This window comes from Pseudarthrobacter sp. NPDC058196 (assembly GCF_042882685.1).
Taxonomy (GTDB): domain Bacteria; phylum Actinomycetota; class Actinomycetes; order Actinomycetales; family Micrococcaceae; genus Arthrobacter.
The window spans coordinates 1-17,713 of the sequence record NZ_JBHVVN010000021.1 but is presented as its reverse complement, the minus strand read 5'-3'; the positions used below and the strand labels follow the sequence as shown (position 1 = coordinate 17,713).

15 protein-coding genes are annotated in these 17,713 nt (G+C 67.5%); 9 read left to right on the top strand and 6 right to left on the bottom strand.

The window, feature by feature from the left end:
- Nucleotides 1-30: 30 nt before the first annotated feature.
- Together ACFVVC_RS21590 and pucL are read right to left on the bottom strand one after the other, a co-directional pair.
- Entirely contained in the window at nt 31-1,530 is a 1,500-nt protein-coding gene (locus ACFVVC_RS21590; RefSeq protein ID WP_387458224.1) for a nucleobase:cation symporter-2 family protein, read from the bottom strand.
- A gap of 152 nt (nt 1,531-1,682) precedes the next feature.
- A complete protein-coding gene (pucL, locus tag ACFVVC_RS21585) occupies nt 1,683-2,591 on the bottom strand; it encodes a factor-independent urate hydroxylase (RefSeq protein ID WP_387458221.1) in 909 nt (302 codons plus the stop codon).
- A gap of 356 nt (nt 2,592-2,947) precedes the next feature.
- On the opposite strand from pucL, the gene ACFVVC_RS21580 reads away from it, so the two are divergent.
- Nucleotides 2,948-3,133, top strand: a complete 186-nt coding sequence (locus ACFVVC_RS21580) for a hypothetical protein (protein ID WP_387458218.1) — start codon at nt 2,948-2,950, stop codon at nt 3,131-3,133.
- Here the strand turns inward: ACFVVC_RS21580 and ligD are convergent.
- On the bottom strand, nt 3,130-4,374 hold the full coding sequence (gene ligD, locus ACFVVC_RS21575; RefSeq protein WP_387458215.1) for a non-homologous end-joining DNA ligase: 1,245 nt from the start codon (nt 4,372-4,374) through the stop codon (nt 3,130-3,132). The genes ACFVVC_RS21580 and ligD overlap by 4 nt on opposite strands.
- A 39-nt stretch (nt 4,375-4,413) precedes the next feature.
- Complete coding sequence (locus ACFVVC_RS21570) at nt 4,414-5,790, bottom strand: 8-oxoguanine deaminase (RefSeq protein WP_387458212.1); 1,377 nt, start codon at nt 5,788-5,790, stop codon at nt 4,414-4,416.
- 386 nt (nt 5,791-6,176) lie between these two features.
- On the opposite strand from ACFVVC_RS21570, the gene ACFVVC_RS21565 reads away from it, so the two are divergent.
- The 8 genes from ACFVVC_RS21565 (at nt 6,177) to ACFVVC_RS21530 (ending at nt 16,694) form a co-directional block, all read left to right on the top strand.
- Nucleotides 6,177-6,671 carry a nucleoside deaminase gene (locus tag ACFVVC_RS21565; RefSeq protein WP_221383463.1) on the top strand — a complete coding sequence of 165 codons (495 nt, stop codon included), beginning with the start codon at nt 6,177-6,179 and terminating at the stop codon, nt 6,669-6,671.
- Between the two features lie 14 nt (nt 6,672-6,685).
- Complete coding sequence (locus ACFVVC_RS21560; RefSeq protein ID WP_387458208.1) at nt 6,686-8,227, top strand: NCS2 family permease; 1,542 nt, start codon at nt 6,686-6,688, stop codon at nt 8,225-8,227.
- 100 nt (nt 8,228-8,327) lie between these two features.
- A complete protein-coding gene (locus ACFVVC_RS21555; RefSeq protein WP_387458205.1) occupies nt 8,328-9,551 on the top strand; it encodes an XdhC family protein in 1,224 nt (407 codons plus the stop codon).
- The gene (locus tag ACFVVC_RS21550) at nt 9,542-10,471 is read left to right on the top strand and encodes an FAD binding domain-containing protein (RefSeq protein WP_387458202.1); all 930 of its coding nucleotides are present in this window, start codon (nt 9,542-9,544) and stop codon (nt 10,469-10,471) included. Before ACFVVC_RS21555 ends, ACFVVC_RS21550 begins: the two co-directional genes overlap by 10 nt.
- Nucleotides 10,472-10,473: 2 nt before the next feature.
- On the top strand, nt 10,474-13,299 hold the full coding sequence (locus tag ACFVVC_RS21545) for a molybdopterin-dependent oxidoreductase (protein WP_387458199.1): 2,826 nt from the start codon (nt 10,474-10,476) through the stop codon (nt 13,297-13,299).
- Nucleotides 13,300-13,432: 133 nt separating this feature from the next.
- Nucleotides 13,433-14,413, top strand: coding sequence for an aldo/keto reductase (locus tag ACFVVC_RS21540; RefSeq protein WP_387458196.1), 981 nt, complete (start codon nt 13,433-13,435; stop codon nt 14,411-14,413).
- Nucleotides 14,414-14,434: 21 nt separating this feature from the next.
- Entirely contained in the window at nt 14,435-15,082 is a 648-nt protein-coding gene (locus ACFVVC_RS21535; RefSeq protein ID WP_387458193.1) for a uracil-DNA glycosylase, read from the top strand.
- Nucleotides 15,083-15,137: 55 nt separating this feature from the next.
- Nucleotides 15,138-16,694, top strand: coding sequence for a DUF222 domain-containing protein (locus tag ACFVVC_RS21530; RefSeq protein ID WP_387458191.1), 1,557 nt, complete (start codon nt 15,138-15,140; stop codon nt 16,692-16,694).
- A 13-nt stretch (nt 16,695-16,707) separates the two neighbouring features.
- Here the strand turns inward: ACFVVC_RS21530 and nboR are convergent, their stop codons facing one another.
- Both nboR and ACFVVC_RS21520 read right to left on the bottom strand, forming a co-directional pair.
- Nucleotides 16,708-17,415, bottom strand: coding sequence for a nicotine blue oxidoreductase (nboR, locus tag ACFVVC_RS21525; protein ID WP_387458188.1), 708 nt, complete (start codon nt 17,413-17,415; stop codon nt 16,708-16,710).
- A gap of 77 nt (nt 17,416-17,492) precedes the next feature.
- Nucleotides 17,493-17,713 (bottom strand): hypothetical protein (locus tag ACFVVC_RS21520; protein ID WP_387458185.1); only part of this gene is annotated, 221 nt, incomplete at its 5' end.

Below are 17,713 nucleotides of genomic sequence, written 5' to 3'. Positions count from 1 at the left end.
TGCGGGCCGGCGTCGTTCGCTGTGTCCTTGCTAATGCTCCGATGCCTTGTCGGCTGATTCGATCCGGACTTCCTTGCCGTCGCTGTCAATGAGCTTGCCGTTCTCGAACCTGTCGCCGTCCGCCAGGCAGCGCAGGTCCTCCGCCTTGACCAGCCGTTCGGTGCCCGCGACGAAGACGGACTGGTTGTCCGAATTTCCGGCCCGGAAGTGGTTGAACAGCAGGTTCAGCAGGATGGCCATGACGGCTGCCGAGCTGATGCCGGAGTGGAAGATGGTGCCGAACCAAGACGGGAACTGGTCGTAGAACGTGGGCGCGGCGATGGGGATCATCCCGAAGCCGATGGATGCGGCTACCACGATCAGGTTCATGTTGTTCTTGTAGTCCACCTTGGACAGGGTCCGGATGCCGCTGGCCGCGACCGTCCCGAAGAGCACGACGCCGGCCCCGCCCAGGACGGGCGTCGGCACCGCTGCAACCACCCGGCCCAGGATGGGCAGCAGCCCGAGGACCACCAGGATCACGCCGCCGGCGCTCACCACAAACCTGCTCTTGACGCCGGTGATGGCCACCAGGCCGACGTTTTGGGCGAAGGCGCTCTGGGTGAAGGAGTTGAAGAGGGGTGAAACGGCGCTGGACAGCATGTCCGCGCGCAGGCCGTTCCCGATCCTCTTGGAGTCCACCTTGGTGCCCACGATCTCGCCCACCGCGATGATGTCCGCGGACGTCTCCGTCAGGGTCACCAGGATGACGATCAGCATGGAGATGATGGCTGCGACCTCAAACGTGGGCGGCCCGAAGGCGAAAGGGGTGGGAAAGGCGACGATCTCGCCCTGGCCCACTTTCGAGAAGTCGGCCATCCCGAAAACCAGGGCGATGAGGGTCCCCAGGACCATGGCAAGGAGGATGGAGAGCCGGGAGATGGCCGCGCTGCCCACTTTGCTCAGGAGCAGGACGATCCCCATGGTGCCGGCGGCCAGGCCGATGTTGGCCACGCTGCCGTAGTTCGGAGCCTTGTTGTTGCCGCCCATGGCCCAGTTGGCAGCCACCGGCATCAGCGTCAGGCCGATGGTGGTGATCACGGTTCCGGTCACCACGGGCGGGAAGAAACGGATGATCTTAGAGAACAGCGGGGTGATCAGCAGGCCAATCAGGGAGGCCGCGATGACGGACCCAAAAACGGCTTGGATCCCGCCGCCGCCATGCACGATGGCCACCATGGTGGAGACGCCGGCGAAGGACACGCCCTGCACCAGCGGCAACTGCGAGCCGAAGAACGGAATGCCGACCGTCTGCAGGATGGTGGCGAGGCCACCGACGAAGAGGCAAGCCGCGATGAGCAGGCCGATGTCCTGGGAGTTCATACCCGCGGCGGCGCCAATAATGAGGGGAGGGGCGATGATGCCGCCGTACATGGTCAGGACGTGCTGGAAACCGTAGGCAAACATGCTTCCGATCGGGAGTCGCTGGTCCTCGGGGCGGCCCTGCCGGGCGCCATTTCCGGCGGCGGCCGGTTTCTTCTTGGTGTTCATGGCAGACTTTCTTGGTTCATGGCAGACGTCATCGTCTGGCTAACTGGTGTCTGGCTAACAAGTGTTGTGAAGATGTGGGAGTGGTGCCGGGTTTGGTTTCGACAGGCTCAACCACAGGTGGTTGAGCCTGTCGAAACCATGAGCGTGGCTTCTTAGCAGAAGCCGGCGATGCCCGACCACGCCGCGGGTGCGGCGGTTGCGTCATCACGCTGGACGGTGGCCTCGATCAGGCCGTAGGGCCGGTCGGCGGCGAAGAAAACTTCGTTGGGGTTGTCCAGGCCAAACGGCGAGAGGTCCACCAGGAAGTGGTGCTTGTTGGGCATGGAGAACTTGATCTCGTCGATTTCGCTGTGCGCCTCCAGGACCTTGGCGCCCATGTCGAACAGGGTCTGCTGCAGTGCGTGGGAGTACTTCTCCGTGAAGCCTTCGAGCAGGAGGCCCTTGACGTCGTCGTAGCTCTTGTTGAAGTCCAGGCTGTTGAAGTCGGTTCCGGCCTTGAAGCGCCAGCGGGCCGAAACGTCCGTGGCGAGGATGCGGTCGGTGGTCTCCGGAAGCGTCGTGTAGCGGTCGCGGGGGTAGCCGACGAAGCCGGACTCCGTGGACTTCAGGACCGTCAGGTCCTTCAGCCCGGAGATCAGGTGGCTGGCGGCGCCGTCGCGGACCAGGACCGCGGTGCGGACTTCCTGGCCGTTGCGGACGAATGAGTGGTCATGTTCGCTGCCGTGCGCCTGGATGCGGTTCCAGGCGTACGATTCCGCTTCCCAGCGGCCGCCGGTGACCCAGTCGAAGCTGGAGGTGAAGTGCTCGCCGAGGCGCAGCAGGAACGCCTCCGGCGAACCAATGCCGTCCCGGGCGAAGGCGTAGATGGTGTTCTTCTGGGTGTCCGTGGCCACCACGTGGGCGTTGTCGCCTTCAAGGTGGGCCGCGGCGAAATCGCCCCGCAGCTGCGATGTGACGTTCAGGTCTTCGATCTCGTGGCGGTTGGTGTCCCTGGTGATCTTGACGACGCGGACTTCGGCCTTGCCGTACTGGTTTTCGCCGAGAATGATCTTGCTGCTCATGGTCTTTTCCCAATCTCCGGTAAGTGGAACCAAGGTTCCATCACTGAAATTAAGCGCGCGTTTCAGGCGCGTTTCCGGTGGAGCCGACCCAACAAAAAAGAGCCGGCATCCATTGATGCCAGCTCATTACGACCCTGCCTGCTGCTCCCAGGTTACGTGACGTGCGCCACGAGTTGCCTACCAGCGTACCCCCGCAGGCCGGTGGTGTACATCACAACCTCAAAATCCAGTTTGTGACCGGCGAGCCCGAAGCAAAGCCGCGGGGACCATTGACTCAGCGTCGGAGACCACTCTAGTCTTTTCGTATAGCAAAAATTACTTTCCGTAATACGAAATAAAGAATCGAGGAGGATCAGATGTACCAGCAGGAGTCACAGGCAGTTGCACCCGCGAACACGGCGGGCCACGCGGTCCCGGAGTTCTACCTCCCCCTCGGCGGCGGCACCGATCCGGACTTCTATGTTCCGGAGGACCGCATCCACGAACCAAGCCGCTTCTCGCGCTGGATCTCTGCCCTGCCGGGCTTCGGCCGGCAGCGCTAAGCTCCGGGGCGGCCGGGCCATTCCTTTCCGGCCCAGGGATCGTAGTCCGCGACGAGTTTTTCCTGGGCCGGCCGGTCCGCGTCCGGGACGTGCTGCAGGTTGACCCGCACCCGGTACCAGAGCGAGCTGGACCCCCGCATCCCATCCACCAGAATGTCCGCCGGTTGCAGGGATTTCACGACGACGGCGTGCCCGGACTTCCATTCCTCCAACGCCTTGAGCGCCTCGGGCTTGGTCTTGGTCCGGGCAACCTCGATAAGCGGCATGAGCGACTGCCGGCGGCCGGTTCCATTGCCGCTGCGGGGCGCCTTCTCTGCCGGGCCCAGCTTTTCGGCCAAGGCAAGGAGCCTGTCGAGTGCGCCCACCGCGTCATCGATTCCGGCGTGCGGGTCCCCGATGTCCGCGAATCGCTGCGGTACCGTCTGAACCGTGAATTGCTCCGGCCGGGCGGTGCGGACCTCCTCCCACGTGAGCGGCGCAGACACCCGGGCGTCCGGCAGGGGCCTGACGGAGTAGGCGGAGGCCACGGTGCGGTCCTTCGCGTTCTGGTTGAAGTCCACGAACACGCTCTCGCCGCGCTCCTCCTTCCACCACCGTGCCGTGGCGAGGCCGGGCGCGCGGTTTTCCACCTCCCGTGCAAGGGTTTCGGCGGCGAGCCGGACATCGCGGTACGACCACTGCGGGGCGATCCGCACCAGGATATGCAGCCCCCGTGATCCGCTCGTCTTCGGCCAGCCCACCAGCCCCGTGTCATCCAGGACCTCCCGGGCCACATACGCGACGTCCACTATCTGCGACCAGTCCACGCCGGGCATCGGATCGAGGTCCACCCGCAGTTCGTCCGGGTGCTCCAGGTCTTCGGCCCGCACAGGATGCGGATTCAGGTCCAGGCAACCAAGGTTGATGACCCAGGCCAGGCCCGCAGCATCACGGATGACTGCTTCCTCCGCCGACGTTCCGGACGCGTAATGCAGCGTGGTGGTGTCGATGAAGGGCGGATGGTTCTCCGGCACGCGCTTCTGGAAGAAGGGCTCGGCGTTGATGCCCTTGGGGAACCGCTTGAGCACCATGGGCCGGCCTCCCGCGCCGCGCAGCGCCCCGTCCGCCACGGCCAGGTAATACCGCACCAGGTCGAGCTTGGTCAGCCCCGGATCCGGGAAAACCACCTTGTCCGGGCTCGAGATCCTGACCTCAACACCTTCGATGTCCAGGACCTCGGGCGGCGTCTTTGACGGAGTCATGCCGCCACGGTAGCAGCGGCCCGGATCCGTGTCAGCCGTTCACAGGACCCCGTTTACCAGGCGCTTGGCCGCTGCTGAATGCTCCGCGATGAGCCCGGCGAGGTCCAGGCCGGGAATTTGTCCATCCACGACGCGCCACTGGCCGCCCACCATCACGCGGTCGGCGCGGTCGGCGGCGCACAACAACAGGGCGGCGACGGGGTCGTGGCTGCCGGAGAAGCGCAGGTCATCGAGCTTGAACAAGGCAAGGTCGGCCTGCATTCCCGGAGCCAGCTGGCCCAGCCCGGGCCGTCCCAGCACTGCGGCCGAACCGCGGGTGGCCCAGCCGAGTGCCCGCTCCACCGGGACATCCGCGCCATAGCGGAGGCGCTGGAGGTACAGCGCCTGCCGGGCCTCCAGGATCATGTTGGAAGCATCGTTCGACGCCGAGCCGTCCACTCCCAGCCCCACCGGAACGCCCGCGTCCTCAAGTTCCAGGACCCGGGCCGTGCCCGATGCGAGCCGCATGTTGGAGGTGGGGCAGTGGGCGACGGCGGTGCCCGCCGAACCGAGGCGGCCGATCTCCGCGTCGCTGAAGTGGATCCCGTGCCCCAGCCAGGTGCGGTCCGTCAGCCAGCCGACGCTCTCCAGGTAGTCAACGGTCCGCAGCCCGAACATCTCCCGGCAGAAGTCTTCCTCGTCAAGGGTTTCGGCCAGGTGGGTGTGCAGCCGGACGTCCAGCCGTTCGGCGAGTGCGGCACTCTCGGCCATGATGTCCTTCGTGACGGAGAATGGCGAGCACGGCGCCAGGGCGATCTGGATGACCGCGTCCTCCCCGCGCTCGTGGTACGCGCCGATCAGCCGTTCGCTGTCCGCCAGCACCACCTCCGGTGCCTGGACCGTTGACTGCGGCGGCAGGCCGCCGTCGTCCGTGCCCAGCGTCATGGAGCCGCGGGTGAGTGTTGCCCGCATGCCCAGCCGGCGCACGGCCGCCACCTCGATGTCGATGGCATCCTCCAGCCCGGCGGGAAAGAGGTAGTGGTGGTCGGCGGCGGTGGTGCAGCCGCTGAGCAGCAGCTCAGCGAGGGCGGCGGTTGCGGCGAGCTCCACATCCTTGGGCGTGAGCCTGGCCCAGACCGGATAAAGGTTCTGCAGCCACGGGAACAGCGGGGCGTTGGCCACCGGACCCCAGGCGCGGGTGAGGGTCTGGTAGAAGTGGTGGTGCGTGTTGACCAGTCCCGGCAGCAACACGTGGCTGCCGGCGTCGAACGTCCCGGCACACGGCTCGGACGGCTTCTGTCCGGCCGCCAGGACTTCGGTGATGACGCCGCCGCTGATGACCACCCCGCCGGAGGCGTCCAGGTTGTTGGCGGTGAAGGCGGCCTGCGGATTCCGGATCCAGAGCCGGGGTGCGGGTGCGGCAAGGGGCTGGTGCATGGGATGTTCCTGTCCTGAGCGGTGGCAGTTGTTCCAGCTCAGTGAGGCCCTGTCTGCTGATCCAGGTAGCCGCGGCGGGGCCGCGGATTCGATGAGACTAGCCAGCCCGGGCGCGGGGCGTCAACACCGGCGGGATGTGACTGGGCAAGGGTTAACAAGCCGAAACATGGATTTCACATAGCGAAATTAAATTTCCAGAAAACTATGGCGCGGGCCACAAACCGGTGCTAATCTCGATTCTGCCAAAGGCGGGCACCCGAACCCGGGAAGCTATCTACCAGGCGCAACTTAACCTTCACAGCACATGCTGAAGCCTGGTAACCGTCGCACCTGGTTCTACTGGTCCTTGCACGGCAACAGGCTTCCCGGCAAAAGGAAGTCGCATCATGAGTACCACCGTCACGGCCGAGCAGTTCCTGGCCAGATCCATCCGGCTGGCAACAGCCAACGTCCTGAACAGCGGCGGCCCCTTCGGCGCCATGATCGTCACCGCGGACGGCACAACGTTCGACGGCGTCAACCGCGTCACCGCGGACAACGATCCCACGGCCCACGCCGAAGTCACCGCCATCCGCACCGCCTGCCGCGAACTCGGCACTTTTGACCTCAGCGGCGCCACCCTCTACACCAGCTGCGAGCCATGCCCCATGTGCCTGGCCTCCGCCCTCTGGGCCCGTGTTGACCGCGTGGTCTACGCCGCCGACCGGCATGACGCCGCCTCGGTGGGCTTCGACGACGCCGTTTTTTACGAATACTTCGAAAACCAGGACAGGGACTCCCTGATGCCGGTATCCAAGCTGGAACTGGGCGATCCCCAGGCCCCCGCACCGCTGGAGCCGTTCAATACCTGGAACACGCTCGAATCCAGGATCGACTACTAGACCGGGCGGCTGAGATGACCATCCTGGACCATTCCCACGAGGAGCATCCGGCTCCAACCACCAGCACCTCGCGGCGGTCGCCGCGCACCCCGGCGCAGGCCCCATCCGTACCCGGGCCGACGTCGTCGGGCTCCTTCCTGGACCGCTTCTTCCAGATCACCCGGCGCGGCTCAACCGTTGCCCGCGAATTCCGTGGCGGCCTGGTCACCTTCTTCACCATGGCGTACATCGTCATCCTGAACCCCCTCATCCTCGGCGGGTTCAGCGCTGACAACGCTCCCACCGACGTCGCCGGGGGCTGGTTGTCCGCATCCCAGGTGGGTGCCGTCACCGGCCTCACCGCCGGCGTCATGACCATCCTGTTCGGCCTCATCGCCAACCTGCCGTTCGGGCTCGCCGCCGGGCTGGGCATCAACTCCTTCCTGGCCGTCTCGGTGATCCACGAAGTCACCTGGCCCGAAGCCATGGGACTGGTGGTCATCAACGGCATCCTGATCGTCCTGTTCGGCGTCACCGGAGCCCGGACCGCCATCTTCAGGGCTGTCCCCAAGGAATTCAAGGCCGCCATCACCGTGGGCATCGGCCTGTTCATCGCCTTCATCGGCTTCGTTGACTCCGGCTTCGTCCGGCCCACCACCGGCGGCCCGCCCGTGCAACTGGGCGACGGCGGCTCCATCACCTCCGTGCCAACGCTGGTGTTCGTCGTCGGACTCCTGGCCATGGGCATCCTCGTGGCGCGCAAGGTACAGGGCGGCCTGCTCATCGGCATCGTCGGCACCACCGTGCTGGCCGCCGTCGTCGAAGCCATCATGAAACTGGGCCCTGCCGGCACCACCAACCCCGGCGGCTGGCACCTGAACACCCCTGTCCTGTCCGGCCAGCTGGTCTCCGCACCCGACCTGGGCCTGGTGGGCCACTTCGACCTCTTTGGTTCGTTCAGCCGGATCGGCGGACTTGCTGCCACCATGCTGGTGTTCACGCTGGTGTTCACCAACTTCTTTGACGCCATGGGGACCATGACCGGCCTGGCCAAGAGCGCAGGCGTCGCACACAAGGACGGCACGTTCCCGCGGCTGAAATCCGCCTTCATCGTTGAAGGCTTCGGCGCCGTGGCGGGCGGGGCAACCTCAGGTTCGTCCAACACGGTGTACATCGACTCCGCGGCGGGTATCGGTGAGGGCGCGCGGACCGGCCTGGCCTCGGTGGTCACCGGCCTGCTGTTCCTCGGCTCGATGTTCCTCACCCCGCTCACCAGCGTGGTGCCGCTCGAGGTCGCCGCCGCCGCGCTCGTGGTGGTGGGCGCCATGATGATGGCGCAGATCCGCGAGATCAAGTTCACCAAGTTCACCGTGGCGCTGCCGGCCTTCCTCACCATCGTCACCATGCCGCTGAGCTACTCGATCGCCAACGGCATCGGCGTCGGCTTCGTGAGTTGGGCGGTCATCGGGGCGGCGTCAGGCAAGGCGAAAAAGATCCACCCGCTGATGTGGGTGGTGAGCGCCGGGTTCCTGGTGTACTTCGCCCGCGGCCCGATCAACCTCCTCCTGGGCGGCTGATCGTTGCCCCAATCAGACCAGGGGCCGGGCCAACCCTTGGCCCGGCCCCTGACAAGACAGACAATGGACACCACCGCCGCGCGGAAGAAGGAGTGCCGCCATGCTTGACCTGATCCCTTCACTCGCCCCCTGGCTGCCCCGCCTCGCGGACCGGCAATTCGCCGTGGCCACCATCGTGGCTGCCTCCGGTTCGGTGCCCCGCCCGGTGGGAACCTCCATGCTCGTCACGGAATCCGGTGAGGTGCTGGGCAGCCTCTCCGGCGGTTGCGTGGAGGGCGCCGTGGTGGCGCTCGCCCAGGAGGCAATGGACGACGGCGGCCCGCGCCACCAGGTCTTCGGCTTCAGTTCCGCCGACGCCTTCGCCGCCGGGCTCACCTGCGGGGGACGGTTGGAGATCCACATCCAACCGGTGCCTGCGGCTGTTCCCGGTGAACCGGAGCACCCGCTGAGGGTGGCCGTGCGGCAACTCGCCGGCCTCGGCCACGACGCTCCCGTGGCGCTGGTACGGCTCCTGGGCGCACGAGGCGGCGCCGCCGTCGTACTCCTGGACCCGGCACAACACCACGGACCGGCGTCCCCGGAACTGGACCCACTGCTGCGCGGGGAGTCCGCGCGGCGGGTGGAATCCCTCCTGCGCGGCGGCGCCGCCGGTCTGGTCCCACTGGTCCAGGCGGGGGAATGCCTGCCGGACCGCGACGGCGGCAGCCTGCATCCCGGGGAACCCTCCATCCTGGTGGAGTCCCGGCTCGCCCCGCCACGGATGCTGGTGTTCGGTGCCAACGACTTCGGTGCGGCCCTGGTGCCGGCCGCCAAGCTGCTCGGCTACCACGTGACCCTGGTGGACGCCCGGCCTGCTTTTGCCGGCCAGCCGCGCTTCGCCGCCGCAGACCAAGTGGTGACGGACTGGCCGCACCGGTACCTGGCGGCGGAAGCTGCCGCGGGGCGCCTGGACAGCCGCACCGTGGCGGCCGTCTTGACCCATGACCCCAAGTTCGACCTTCCGCTGCTGGAGGCCGCGCTGGCCCTGGACCTCGCCTATGTGGGCGCCATGGGGTCGCGCCGCAGCCACCTCCAACGTGTCGAGGAGCTCCTCAGCGCCGGAGTCCTGCCGGAACGGATTGCCATGCTGCACTCACCCATCGGCCTGGACCTCGGCGCCACCACCCCCGCCGAGGTGGCGGTGTCCGTCACCGCGGAGCTCATCGCCGCACGCAGCCGCGCCGCCACCTGCGCGCCGCTGCGCGACACCACCGGCACTATCCACCACCGCGCGCCGGCAACGGCGCCCACAGACCTTACCCCGCAGGAGATCGCATGGACATGAACACCATCGAGGCGGTGGTCCGCACCACCGACCCCGCAGAATGGCGCGACGGCGACGCCTGGCTGGCCGGCGGAACGGTCCTCTTCTCCTACGGCAGCTACGCCTTTGGACCCGAACCCCTCAAACGGCTGCTGGACCTCGGCGCAGCAGGCTGGACCCCCATCACCGTCACCGACCACGGCATCGACCTTGCCGCCACCTGCACCATCGCCGAGCTGTACAACCTGCCTGTCACGGCCGGCGTGGACGGCCGTGACTGGGCCGGGCTGGACCTGGTCCGGGCCTGCTGCGATTCCTTCGTGGCCTCGTTCAAGGTGTGGAACATGTCCACCGTGGGCGGCAACCTTTGCACGTCCCTGCCCGCCGGGCCTGTCATCTCGCTCTGCGCCGGGCTGGACGGCGTGGCCACCATCCTCACCCCTGGCGGCGGCAGCCGCACCGTCCCCGTGGCGGACTTCGTGACCGGCGACGCCACCAACTGCCTGGCACCGGGCGAGCTGCTCCGCAGCGTCCACGTCCCGGCGTCGGCCCTTTCCTCCCGGGTGGCGTTCCGCCGCCTGTCGCTGAGCAACCTGGGCCGGTCCGGGGTGCTCCTGGTCGGACGGCTCGACGCCGGCGCCTCCCTGGTCCTGACCGTCACCGCCGCCACCAAGCGCCCGGTGCAGCTGCGCTTCGACGGCTTGCCCGATGCCGACCGGCTGGCAGCTGCCCTAGACGACGCCGTTCCTTCCGGGCTCTACCATGACGACATCCACGGGCTGCCGGCCTGGCGCCGTGACATGACGTACCGGCTGGCCGAGGAAATCCGTGGCGAGCTTACCGTGCCGGCGGGGACGCCCGGGCTGCGCGTGTCCGGTGATTTCTGGCCGCCCCGGAGCGACTCCGCTCCCGGGTCCACCACACTTTCGAAAGGGGCCTGAGCATGGCCATCGAGATCAACGGCACGGCCTCCGTGGCTGCGCCACGCCCCGGCCAGTGCCTGCGCACGTTCCTGCGCGAGCAAGGCAACCTGGGTGTCAAGAAAGGCTGCGACGGAGGCGACTGCGGAGCCTGCACCGTGCATGTGGACGGCACCCCGGTCCACAGCTGCATCTACCCTGCGGTCCGCGCCGAGGGCCGTGCGGTGACCACCATCGAGGGTCTGGCCGGCACTGCCGAAGGCGGCCTGCATCCGGTGCAGCAGCAGTTCCTGGAGCGGCAGGGTTTCCAATGCGGGTTCTGCACGGCAGGCATGGTGATGACGGCTGCCACGTTCGACGACGCCCAAAAGGACAACCTGCCCCGCAACCTTAAAGGCAACCTCTGCCGGTGCACCGGCTACCGCGCCATCGCCGATGCCGTCTGCGGAGACGCAGGCCACCCGGATCCCTCAGGCCCGGGCTCGGGCATCGCAGGGGAGGGACAGCCGGATCCTGAATCGGGCCGTCTGGGCGACGACGTCCCGGCCCCGGCCAGCCGCGCCGTGGTCACCGGGGCCGCGCGCTACACCCTGGATGTCCCGTCGGAGCAGCAGCAAGGACTGCTGCACCTGAAGATCCTCCGTTCGCCGCATGCGCACGCCCGGGTGCTGTCCATCGCCAAGGACGCTGCCCTCCGGGTTCCGGGCGTGGTGGCGGTCCTCACGTCCGAAGACGCCCCGGAGCAACTGTTTTCCACGGCCCAGCACGAACTCTTCACCGATGACCCGGACGATACCCGGGTGCTCGATGACGTGGTGCGGTTCATCGGCCAGCGGGTGGCCGCCGTCGTGGCTGAATCGGTAGCCGCAGCGGAAGCCGGCGTCCGCGCGCTGCAGGTGGAATATGCGGAACTTCCCGCCGTGTTCTCGCCGCAGGAAGCGCTGCTGCCTGGCGCCCCTCTGGTCCACGGAGAGAAGGATGCCCTGAAAGCGCGCATCTCCTGCCCGGAACGGAACGTGGTGGCTGAACTGCACTCCGAACTGGGCAGCGTCGCCGACGGCTTCGCCGCCGCCGACTTCATCCACGAACAGACCTATCAGACCCAGCGCGTCCAGCACGTAGCCCTGGAAACCCACGCGGCCATCGCCACCGTAGACGACGACGGGCGGCTGCAGGTGCGCACGTCCAGTCAGGTCCCGTTCCTGGTCCGCCGCACGCTGTGCCGGGTGTTCGGGCTCGAAGAGGACCGCGTGCACGTGGTGGCAGGACGCGTGGGCGGCGGATTCGGCGGCAAACAGGAAGTCCTCACCGAGGACCTCGTGGCGCTCGCGGCCCTGAAACTGAAGCGGCCGGTCCAGCTGGAACTGACCCGCACCGAGCAGTTCACCGCCACCACAACCCGGCACCCGTTCACCATCAAGCTGAAAGCCGGTGCCGCCAGGGACGGCCGGCTGACCGCCCTGCAACTGGACGTGGTGACCAACACCGGCGCCTACGGCAACCACGGCCCGGGCGTCATGTTCCACGGCTGCGGTGAATCCTTGGCGGTCTACAAGTGCGCCAACAAGAAAGTGGACGCGCAGTCGGTCTACACCAACACCGTCCCGGCCGGCGCGTTCCGCGGCTACGGCCTGAGCCAGATGATTTTTGCGATCGAGTCCGCGATGGACGAGCTGGCCGCCGGGATCGGGATGGATCCGCTGGAGTTCCGCCGCCGGAACATGGTCCGCGAAGGGGACCACATGCTGTCCACCCAGCCCCAGCCGGAGGAGGACGTCCACTACGGAAGTTACGGGTTGGACCAGTGCCTCGACCTGGTCCGGGATGCGCTGGACCGGGGCAGCGAACGCTACCGGCAGGCAGGCCTTGAGGACCTCGGGCCGGACTGGATGGTGGGCGAAGGCGCGGCCCTCTCCATGATCGACACCGTGCCGCCGCGCGGCCACTTTGCCCATGCCCGGCTCCGGCTCCTGCCGGACGGAACGTACCAGGCCGACGTCGGGACCGCCGAGTTCGGCAACGGCACCACCACGGTGCACGCCCAGCTTGCCGCCACGGCGTTGTCCACTCAGGCGTCCCGGGTGGCGGTGCGGCAATCGGACACGGACCTGGTGGAGCACGATACTGGCGCGTTCGGTTCGGCCGGGACCGTGGTGGCCGGTAAAGCCACCCTTGAAGCAGCCGAAGAGCTGGCCCTCCGGATCCGGGCGTTCGCGGCCGGTATCCGCCAAACGCAGGCTTCCGCGTGCGTCCTGGACGGCGACGCCGTGGTGGTCGACGGATCCCGCGTGGCACTTTCTGAGCTGGCGCAGGCCGCCACGGAAGCCGGCGTCGACCTCGCTGCGGAGGGCCGCTGGGGCGGCACGCCGCGCTCCGTCGCCTTCAATGTGCACGGGTTCCGGGTGGCGGTGAACCGCGGCACCGGCGAGCTGAAGATCCTGCAGAGCGTCCAGGCGGCGGACGCCGGCGTGGTGGTCAACCCGCGCCAGTGCCGTGGACAGATCGAAGGCGGGATCGCCCAGGCCATTGGTGCCACGCTCTACGAGGAAGTGGTGGTGAACGACGACGGCAAGGTCACCACGGACATCCTCCGTCAGTACCACATTCCGACCTTCGCGGACGTGCCGCGCAGCGAGGTGTACTTCGCGGCCACCAATGACACGCTGGGGCCGCTGGGCGCGAAATCGATGAGCGAGAGTCCGTTCAACCCCGTAGCCCCGGCGCTCGCCAACGCCATCAGGAACGCCACCGGAGTCCGCTTCGCACAGCTTCCCATCGCCCGGGACCGGATCTACCTGGGGCTGAAGGAAGCAGGCCTCGTCCCGGCTGAGGCGGGTGCGGTGCGCTGATCCAGCTGGTGCCTGTGGCATGGCTGGCGAGGCAGCCGTGGATGCGGGCCCGGGCGCAGGCCTGCCGGACGCGGGGAGGTAAATTCCTTCGGAGGATTCACCCAGCTTTACGCCAAACCCATATAGTCAGGGGATGGAACAGCGGATTTTAGGCAAGACCGGACGGAACGTCTCCATCGTGGGGCTGGGCACCTGGCAGCTCGGCGCGGACTGGGGCACCGTGGACCCGGCACAGGCCCAAGCCATCCTCGCCGCCTCCGTGGAGGCCGGCGTCACCTTCTTTGACACGGCCGATGTCTATGGCGACGGAAAAAGCGAGCAGGCCATCGGTAAGTTCCTCGCGGACAACCCGGGGCACGGCGTCACCGTTGCCACCAAGATGGGCCGCCGGGTGGAGCAGCGGCCGGAAAACTATTCACTGGCCAACTTCCGCCAGTGGGTGGACCGCTCACGGAAGAACCTGGGCACCGAAACCCTTGACCTGGTCCAGCTGCACTGCCCGCCCACTGCTGTCTACAGCAACAACGAGGTGTATGACGCCCTGGACACGCTGGTCGCCGAAGGCGCCATCCGCAACTACGGTGTCAGCGTGGAACGAACGGACGAGGCCCTGGAAGCCATCCGCCACGAAGGAACCGCATCGGTCCAGATCATCCTGAACGCCTTCCGGCTCAAGCCGCTGGATGAAGTCCTCCCCGCGGCCAAGGCTGCCGGCGTGGGCATCATTGCCCGGGTGCCGCTCGCGTCCGGGCTGCTGTCCGGAAAGTACTCGAAGGACACTACTTTCGCGGAGAACGACCACCGGAACTACAACCGCCACGGCGAAGCGTTTGACGTGGGGGAGACCTTCTCCGGTGTCGACTTTGAGTTGGGCCTGAAGGCGGTGGCCGAGTTCGAGCAACTGGTGCCCTCAGGGGCCACCACGGCGCAGGCCGCCATCGCCTGGATTGCGGCGCAGGACGGCGTCAGCTCCGTCATCCCCGGCGCGCGCAACGTGGAGCAGGCCCGGGGCAATGCCGCCGCGGCCGGGGTAAGCGTCGGCAAGGAGTTCGACGACGGCGTCCGCTGGATCTACGACCACTACTTCCGCGAGGCCATCCACCCCCGCTGGTAACACCTGTCCGCAGGTACCGGCGTGCGTTCCGGGAGCGGCATCAAGGAGTTTGTGGAGCGGCTGGCATCCGTGGAAACCGGACCGGCCTGCACCAACTTCTTCTCCGATGCCGTGCCGGAGAATGCGTTGCGCCGCCGGAACCTGGAGCTCTACCTGCAGGAAATGCGGGACCGGCAGCCCGGCGTGCTGTTGGTAGGGGAGGCGCCGGGTTTCAGGGGCATGCGGATTACCGGCGTGCCGTTTACCAACCGGACCATCCTGGAAGGCCCGGCTAACAGCTTTGGGCTCTTCGGCCCGGGCAAAGGGTACGTGCTGCCGCCCGAAGCTGTTGGGGTAGCTGCCGAGCCAACGGCAACGGTGCTCTGGCAGGTCCTGGAAGAAGTGAATTTTCTCCCGCTGCTGTGGAGTGCCTTCCCCTGGCACCCGCACCAGCCGGGAAAGCCGTGGTCCAACCGCACGCCCAAACCGTCCGAGACCAAACTCGGGACGCCTTTCTGGCAGGAACTGGCCGGATTGTTCGGGATCAGCTCCATCGTGGCGGTGGGCAACGTGGCCCAGCACAGCCTGCAACGCAGCGGCCTGGAGGTGCCCAAAATCCGGCATCCCGCCCACGGCGGCCGCTCGGGCTTCAAGAGCGGACTGGAGGAATTGCTCGCCCCCGGTGGTTGAGCGCCCGGTTGTGCTGCTTGCCTTAAATGTCGTACCCCGTTGTCATGATGGGTTTATGGGGAAAGCGGCGGTGGTGGGGGCGTTCGAGGATATTCGCGCTGCCCTTGCCGTGCTTGTTGCGGAGGTGGACGGGTGTGGTGTGGAGTTGTTCTGTGCTGCTGATCCGTTGGCCGGGTTGGCGGATGGCTGCCTGGATGTCCTGGCCGGTGCGCGTGAGGTGGAGGCCAGGGTCGCCGGTCTGAAGGCCCGGGCTGCGGTGGCGTATGCGGATGCTGCCGGTGCTGTGGCGGGGCCGGGGCTGCCGGTGGTGGGGCAGGAGATGGCGGTCGCGGCGGAGATCGGGTGTGTGCTGGCGCTGGGTCCGCGGGCGGCGTCTTCGTTCCTGGCCACCTCGCACGCGCTGAGCGCCTCGTTGCCGCGGACCTTGTCGGCGTTGCAGGCCGGGGTGATCTCGTGGCAGCACGCCACGGTGATGGCCGATGAAACGGCGGGTCTGGATGCTGCCGGGGCGGCGGGGTTGGAGGCACATTTCCTGGACCCTGAGGCACCGGATGCGGCCCGGGGGTGCCCGGTGGGGGAGTTGCCGGCGCACCGGTTCCGGGCCAAAGCCAGGGTTTGGCGGGAACGCCACCATGCCGAGAGCATCGAGAAACGCCACGCCAAGGGAACCATGGACCGGCGGGTGGAGTACCGGCCGGACCAGGACGGGATGGCCTGGCTCGCCGCTTACCTGCCCGCGGACCAGGGGGCAGCGGCCTGGAACCGGCTCACCGCCGTCGCCCGTGGGCTCCAGGTCCCGGGCGAGGACAGGACCTTGACTCAGCTGCGGGCTGATACTTTCGCCGATGCGATCCTTACCACCGGACTCGCCACCGGACTCGTCCCTGGCAGCACCAGAGGGGGCGGTGCCGGCGGTAGCGGTGCCGGGGACCACGCCAGCGGCAGTGCCGGCGCCCCCGGGGACGGTGGCGGGGAAGGGCCTGATGCCCTGTCCCGGATCGTCCCTGGCGCTGGCTTGTCTTCCTCGGTCCGGGCGCAGGTGTTGGTGACGGTGCCGGTGTTTTCGCTGCTGGGGTTGACGGATGAGGCGGCGGTGTTGGATGGTCATGGGCCGATCCCGGCCTCGATGGCCCGGCGGCTGGTCGCGGAGGGGGCGGGCTCGTTCTACCGGGTGCTTGTGGATCCTCGGGACGGGGCACCGTTGGAGATCGGCAGGAAGAGCTACCGGGTAGGCAAAGCGATGCGGAACTGGCTCCGGCTGCGGGACGGTAAATGCCCGTTCCCCGGGTGCAGCAATCCCTCCCTGGACACCGAGGCCGACCACATCCTTGCCTGGGCCAATGGTGGCACCACTGGAATCAGCAACCTGGGACAGCCGTGCCCCAAACATCATCGACTCCGGCACACCACCGGCTGGAAACCCACCCCAGCTACCCAAACCGACCCACCGGGCTGGACCTCACCCACCGGCCGCCACTACCAAAGCGAACACCAAGACTGGGAACCGACAAAGTGGCCCCAAGGACGCGTTCCGGGTGCCGCGGACATTGTCCGCCACCGCGGATGCCCGTGGGAGGATGCCCTGCAGCGGTTCCTGAGCGCCCACTCCTGACTACCCTCAGGGTCTACCGGAGCAGGCGAAGCTGGTCCGGGGTGTCGATATCCTCGCCCGTGGACTGGTCACTGCAATCCACCTCATCCACGAGTTCCGGATGGGCGCGGAGAAAGTTGCGCGCGCCAGCGTCACCGCTCACCGTTGCGGCTACCGCAGCCCGCAGCGAACCGTCGATGAGCAGTGGATGCCCGCGGTGGAGTTCCCATGCCTGCCCGCTGATGCCGTCGTGTCGGGCATTTCCATCCGGGCTGCGGGCGTCCGGCAGGCCGCGGGGCCGGCCACCGTCGGACGCCGCACGGCGGTAGGCTGCAGCCGTGATCCGCCCCGAACGGTGGGCGGCCAACAGTCGTCGGACGGTCTCCGGGGTCAGCCCGGGCTGGTCCACGAGGGCGATGAGCAGGTGGTCTTCAGGATCCGCGGTGTTATTGCCAAGCACGAACGAGCTGCCCATGCCGGACTGCCATTCCGGATTGACCACTACGCGGCAGCAAGCCAGGGAGGCAGCAGCCTGCACGTCGGCTGCTCCTGCGCCGGTAACAACCACCACCTCCCGGCAGCCTCCTTCAAACAGTTTGCCGGCGAGCACCTCCACCAGCGGCCGTCCCTGGTACAGCAACAAGGCCTTTGGGCCGCGCCCCAGGCGTGTGCCCGCCCCCGCGGCAAGCAACACCCCGGTCACCCGCAGGCCCGGCCCTCCGGATTCCTCGATGTTCTCCATAGCTGCACCCTAGCCAACGTCGCGGCAGCCGGGGCAGCTCCCCCGGAAACTGCCCCGACTGCCGCCCACAGCTGGACTCAGGCGTCTCCGCCCGCTCCGCCGGTGGTGCCGGCGTTGACGTCCAGGAGCTTGTACCGGTCCATGGCGTACGACGGCGCACCCTCCTCGACTTCTCCACGTGCCGCGAGCATCTGCAGCGCTTTGACCACGATGGAGTGGGTGTCGTTTTTGAAGTAGCGGCGGGCTGCTGCGCGGGTGTCGGAGAAGCCGAAGCCGTCGGCGCCGAGGGTGGCGAATT

Coding starts and splice junctions, on each gene's coding strand:
- ACFVVC_RS21590 (WP_387458224.1), bottom strand. CDS start 1,530: ATGAACACCAAGAAGAAACCGGCCGCCGCCGGAAATGGCGCCCGGCAG.
- pucL (WP_387458221.1), bottom strand. CDS start 2,591: ATGAGCAGCAAGATCATTCTCGGCGAAAACCAGTACGGCAAGGCCGAA.
- ACFVVC_RS21580 (WP_387458218.1), top strand. CDS start 2,948: ATGTACCAGCAGGAGTCACAGGCAGTTGCACCCGCGAACACGGCGGGC.
- ligD (WP_387458215.1), bottom strand. CDS start 4,374: ATGACTCCGTCAAAGACGCCGCCCGAGGTCCTGGACATCGAAGGTGTT.
- ACFVVC_RS21570 (WP_387458212.1), bottom strand. CDS start 5,790: ATGCACCAGCCCCTTGCCGCACCCGCACCCCGGCTCTGGATCCGGAAT.
- ACFVVC_RS21565 (WP_221383463.1), top strand. CDS start 6,177: ATGAGTACCACCGTCACGGCCGAGCAGTTCCTGGCCAGATCCATCCGG.
- ACFVVC_RS21560 (WP_387458208.1), top strand. CDS start 6,686: ATGACCATCCTGGACCATTCCCACGAGGAGCATCCGGCTCCAACCACC.
- ACFVVC_RS21555 (WP_387458205.1), top strand. CDS start 8,328: ATGCTTGACCTGATCCCTTCACTCGCCCCCTGGCTGCCCCGCCTCGCG.
- ACFVVC_RS21550 (WP_387458202.1), top strand. CDS start 9,542: ATGGACATGAACACCATCGAGGCGGTGGTCCGCACCACCGACCCCGCA.
- ACFVVC_RS21545 (WP_387458199.1), top strand. CDS start 10,474: ATGGCCATCGAGATCAACGGCACGGCCTCCGTGGCTGCGCCACGCCCC.
- ACFVVC_RS21540 (WP_387458196.1), top strand. CDS start 13,433: ATGGAACAGCGGATTTTAGGCAAGACCGGACGGAACGTCTCCATCGTG.
- ACFVVC_RS21530 (WP_387458191.1), top strand. CDS start 15,138: ATGGGGAAAGCGGCGGTGGTGGGGGCGTTCGAGGATATTCGCGCTGCC.
- nboR (WP_387458188.1), bottom strand. CDS start 17,415: ATGGAGAACATCGAGGAATCCGGAGGGCCGGGCCTGCGGGTGACCGGG.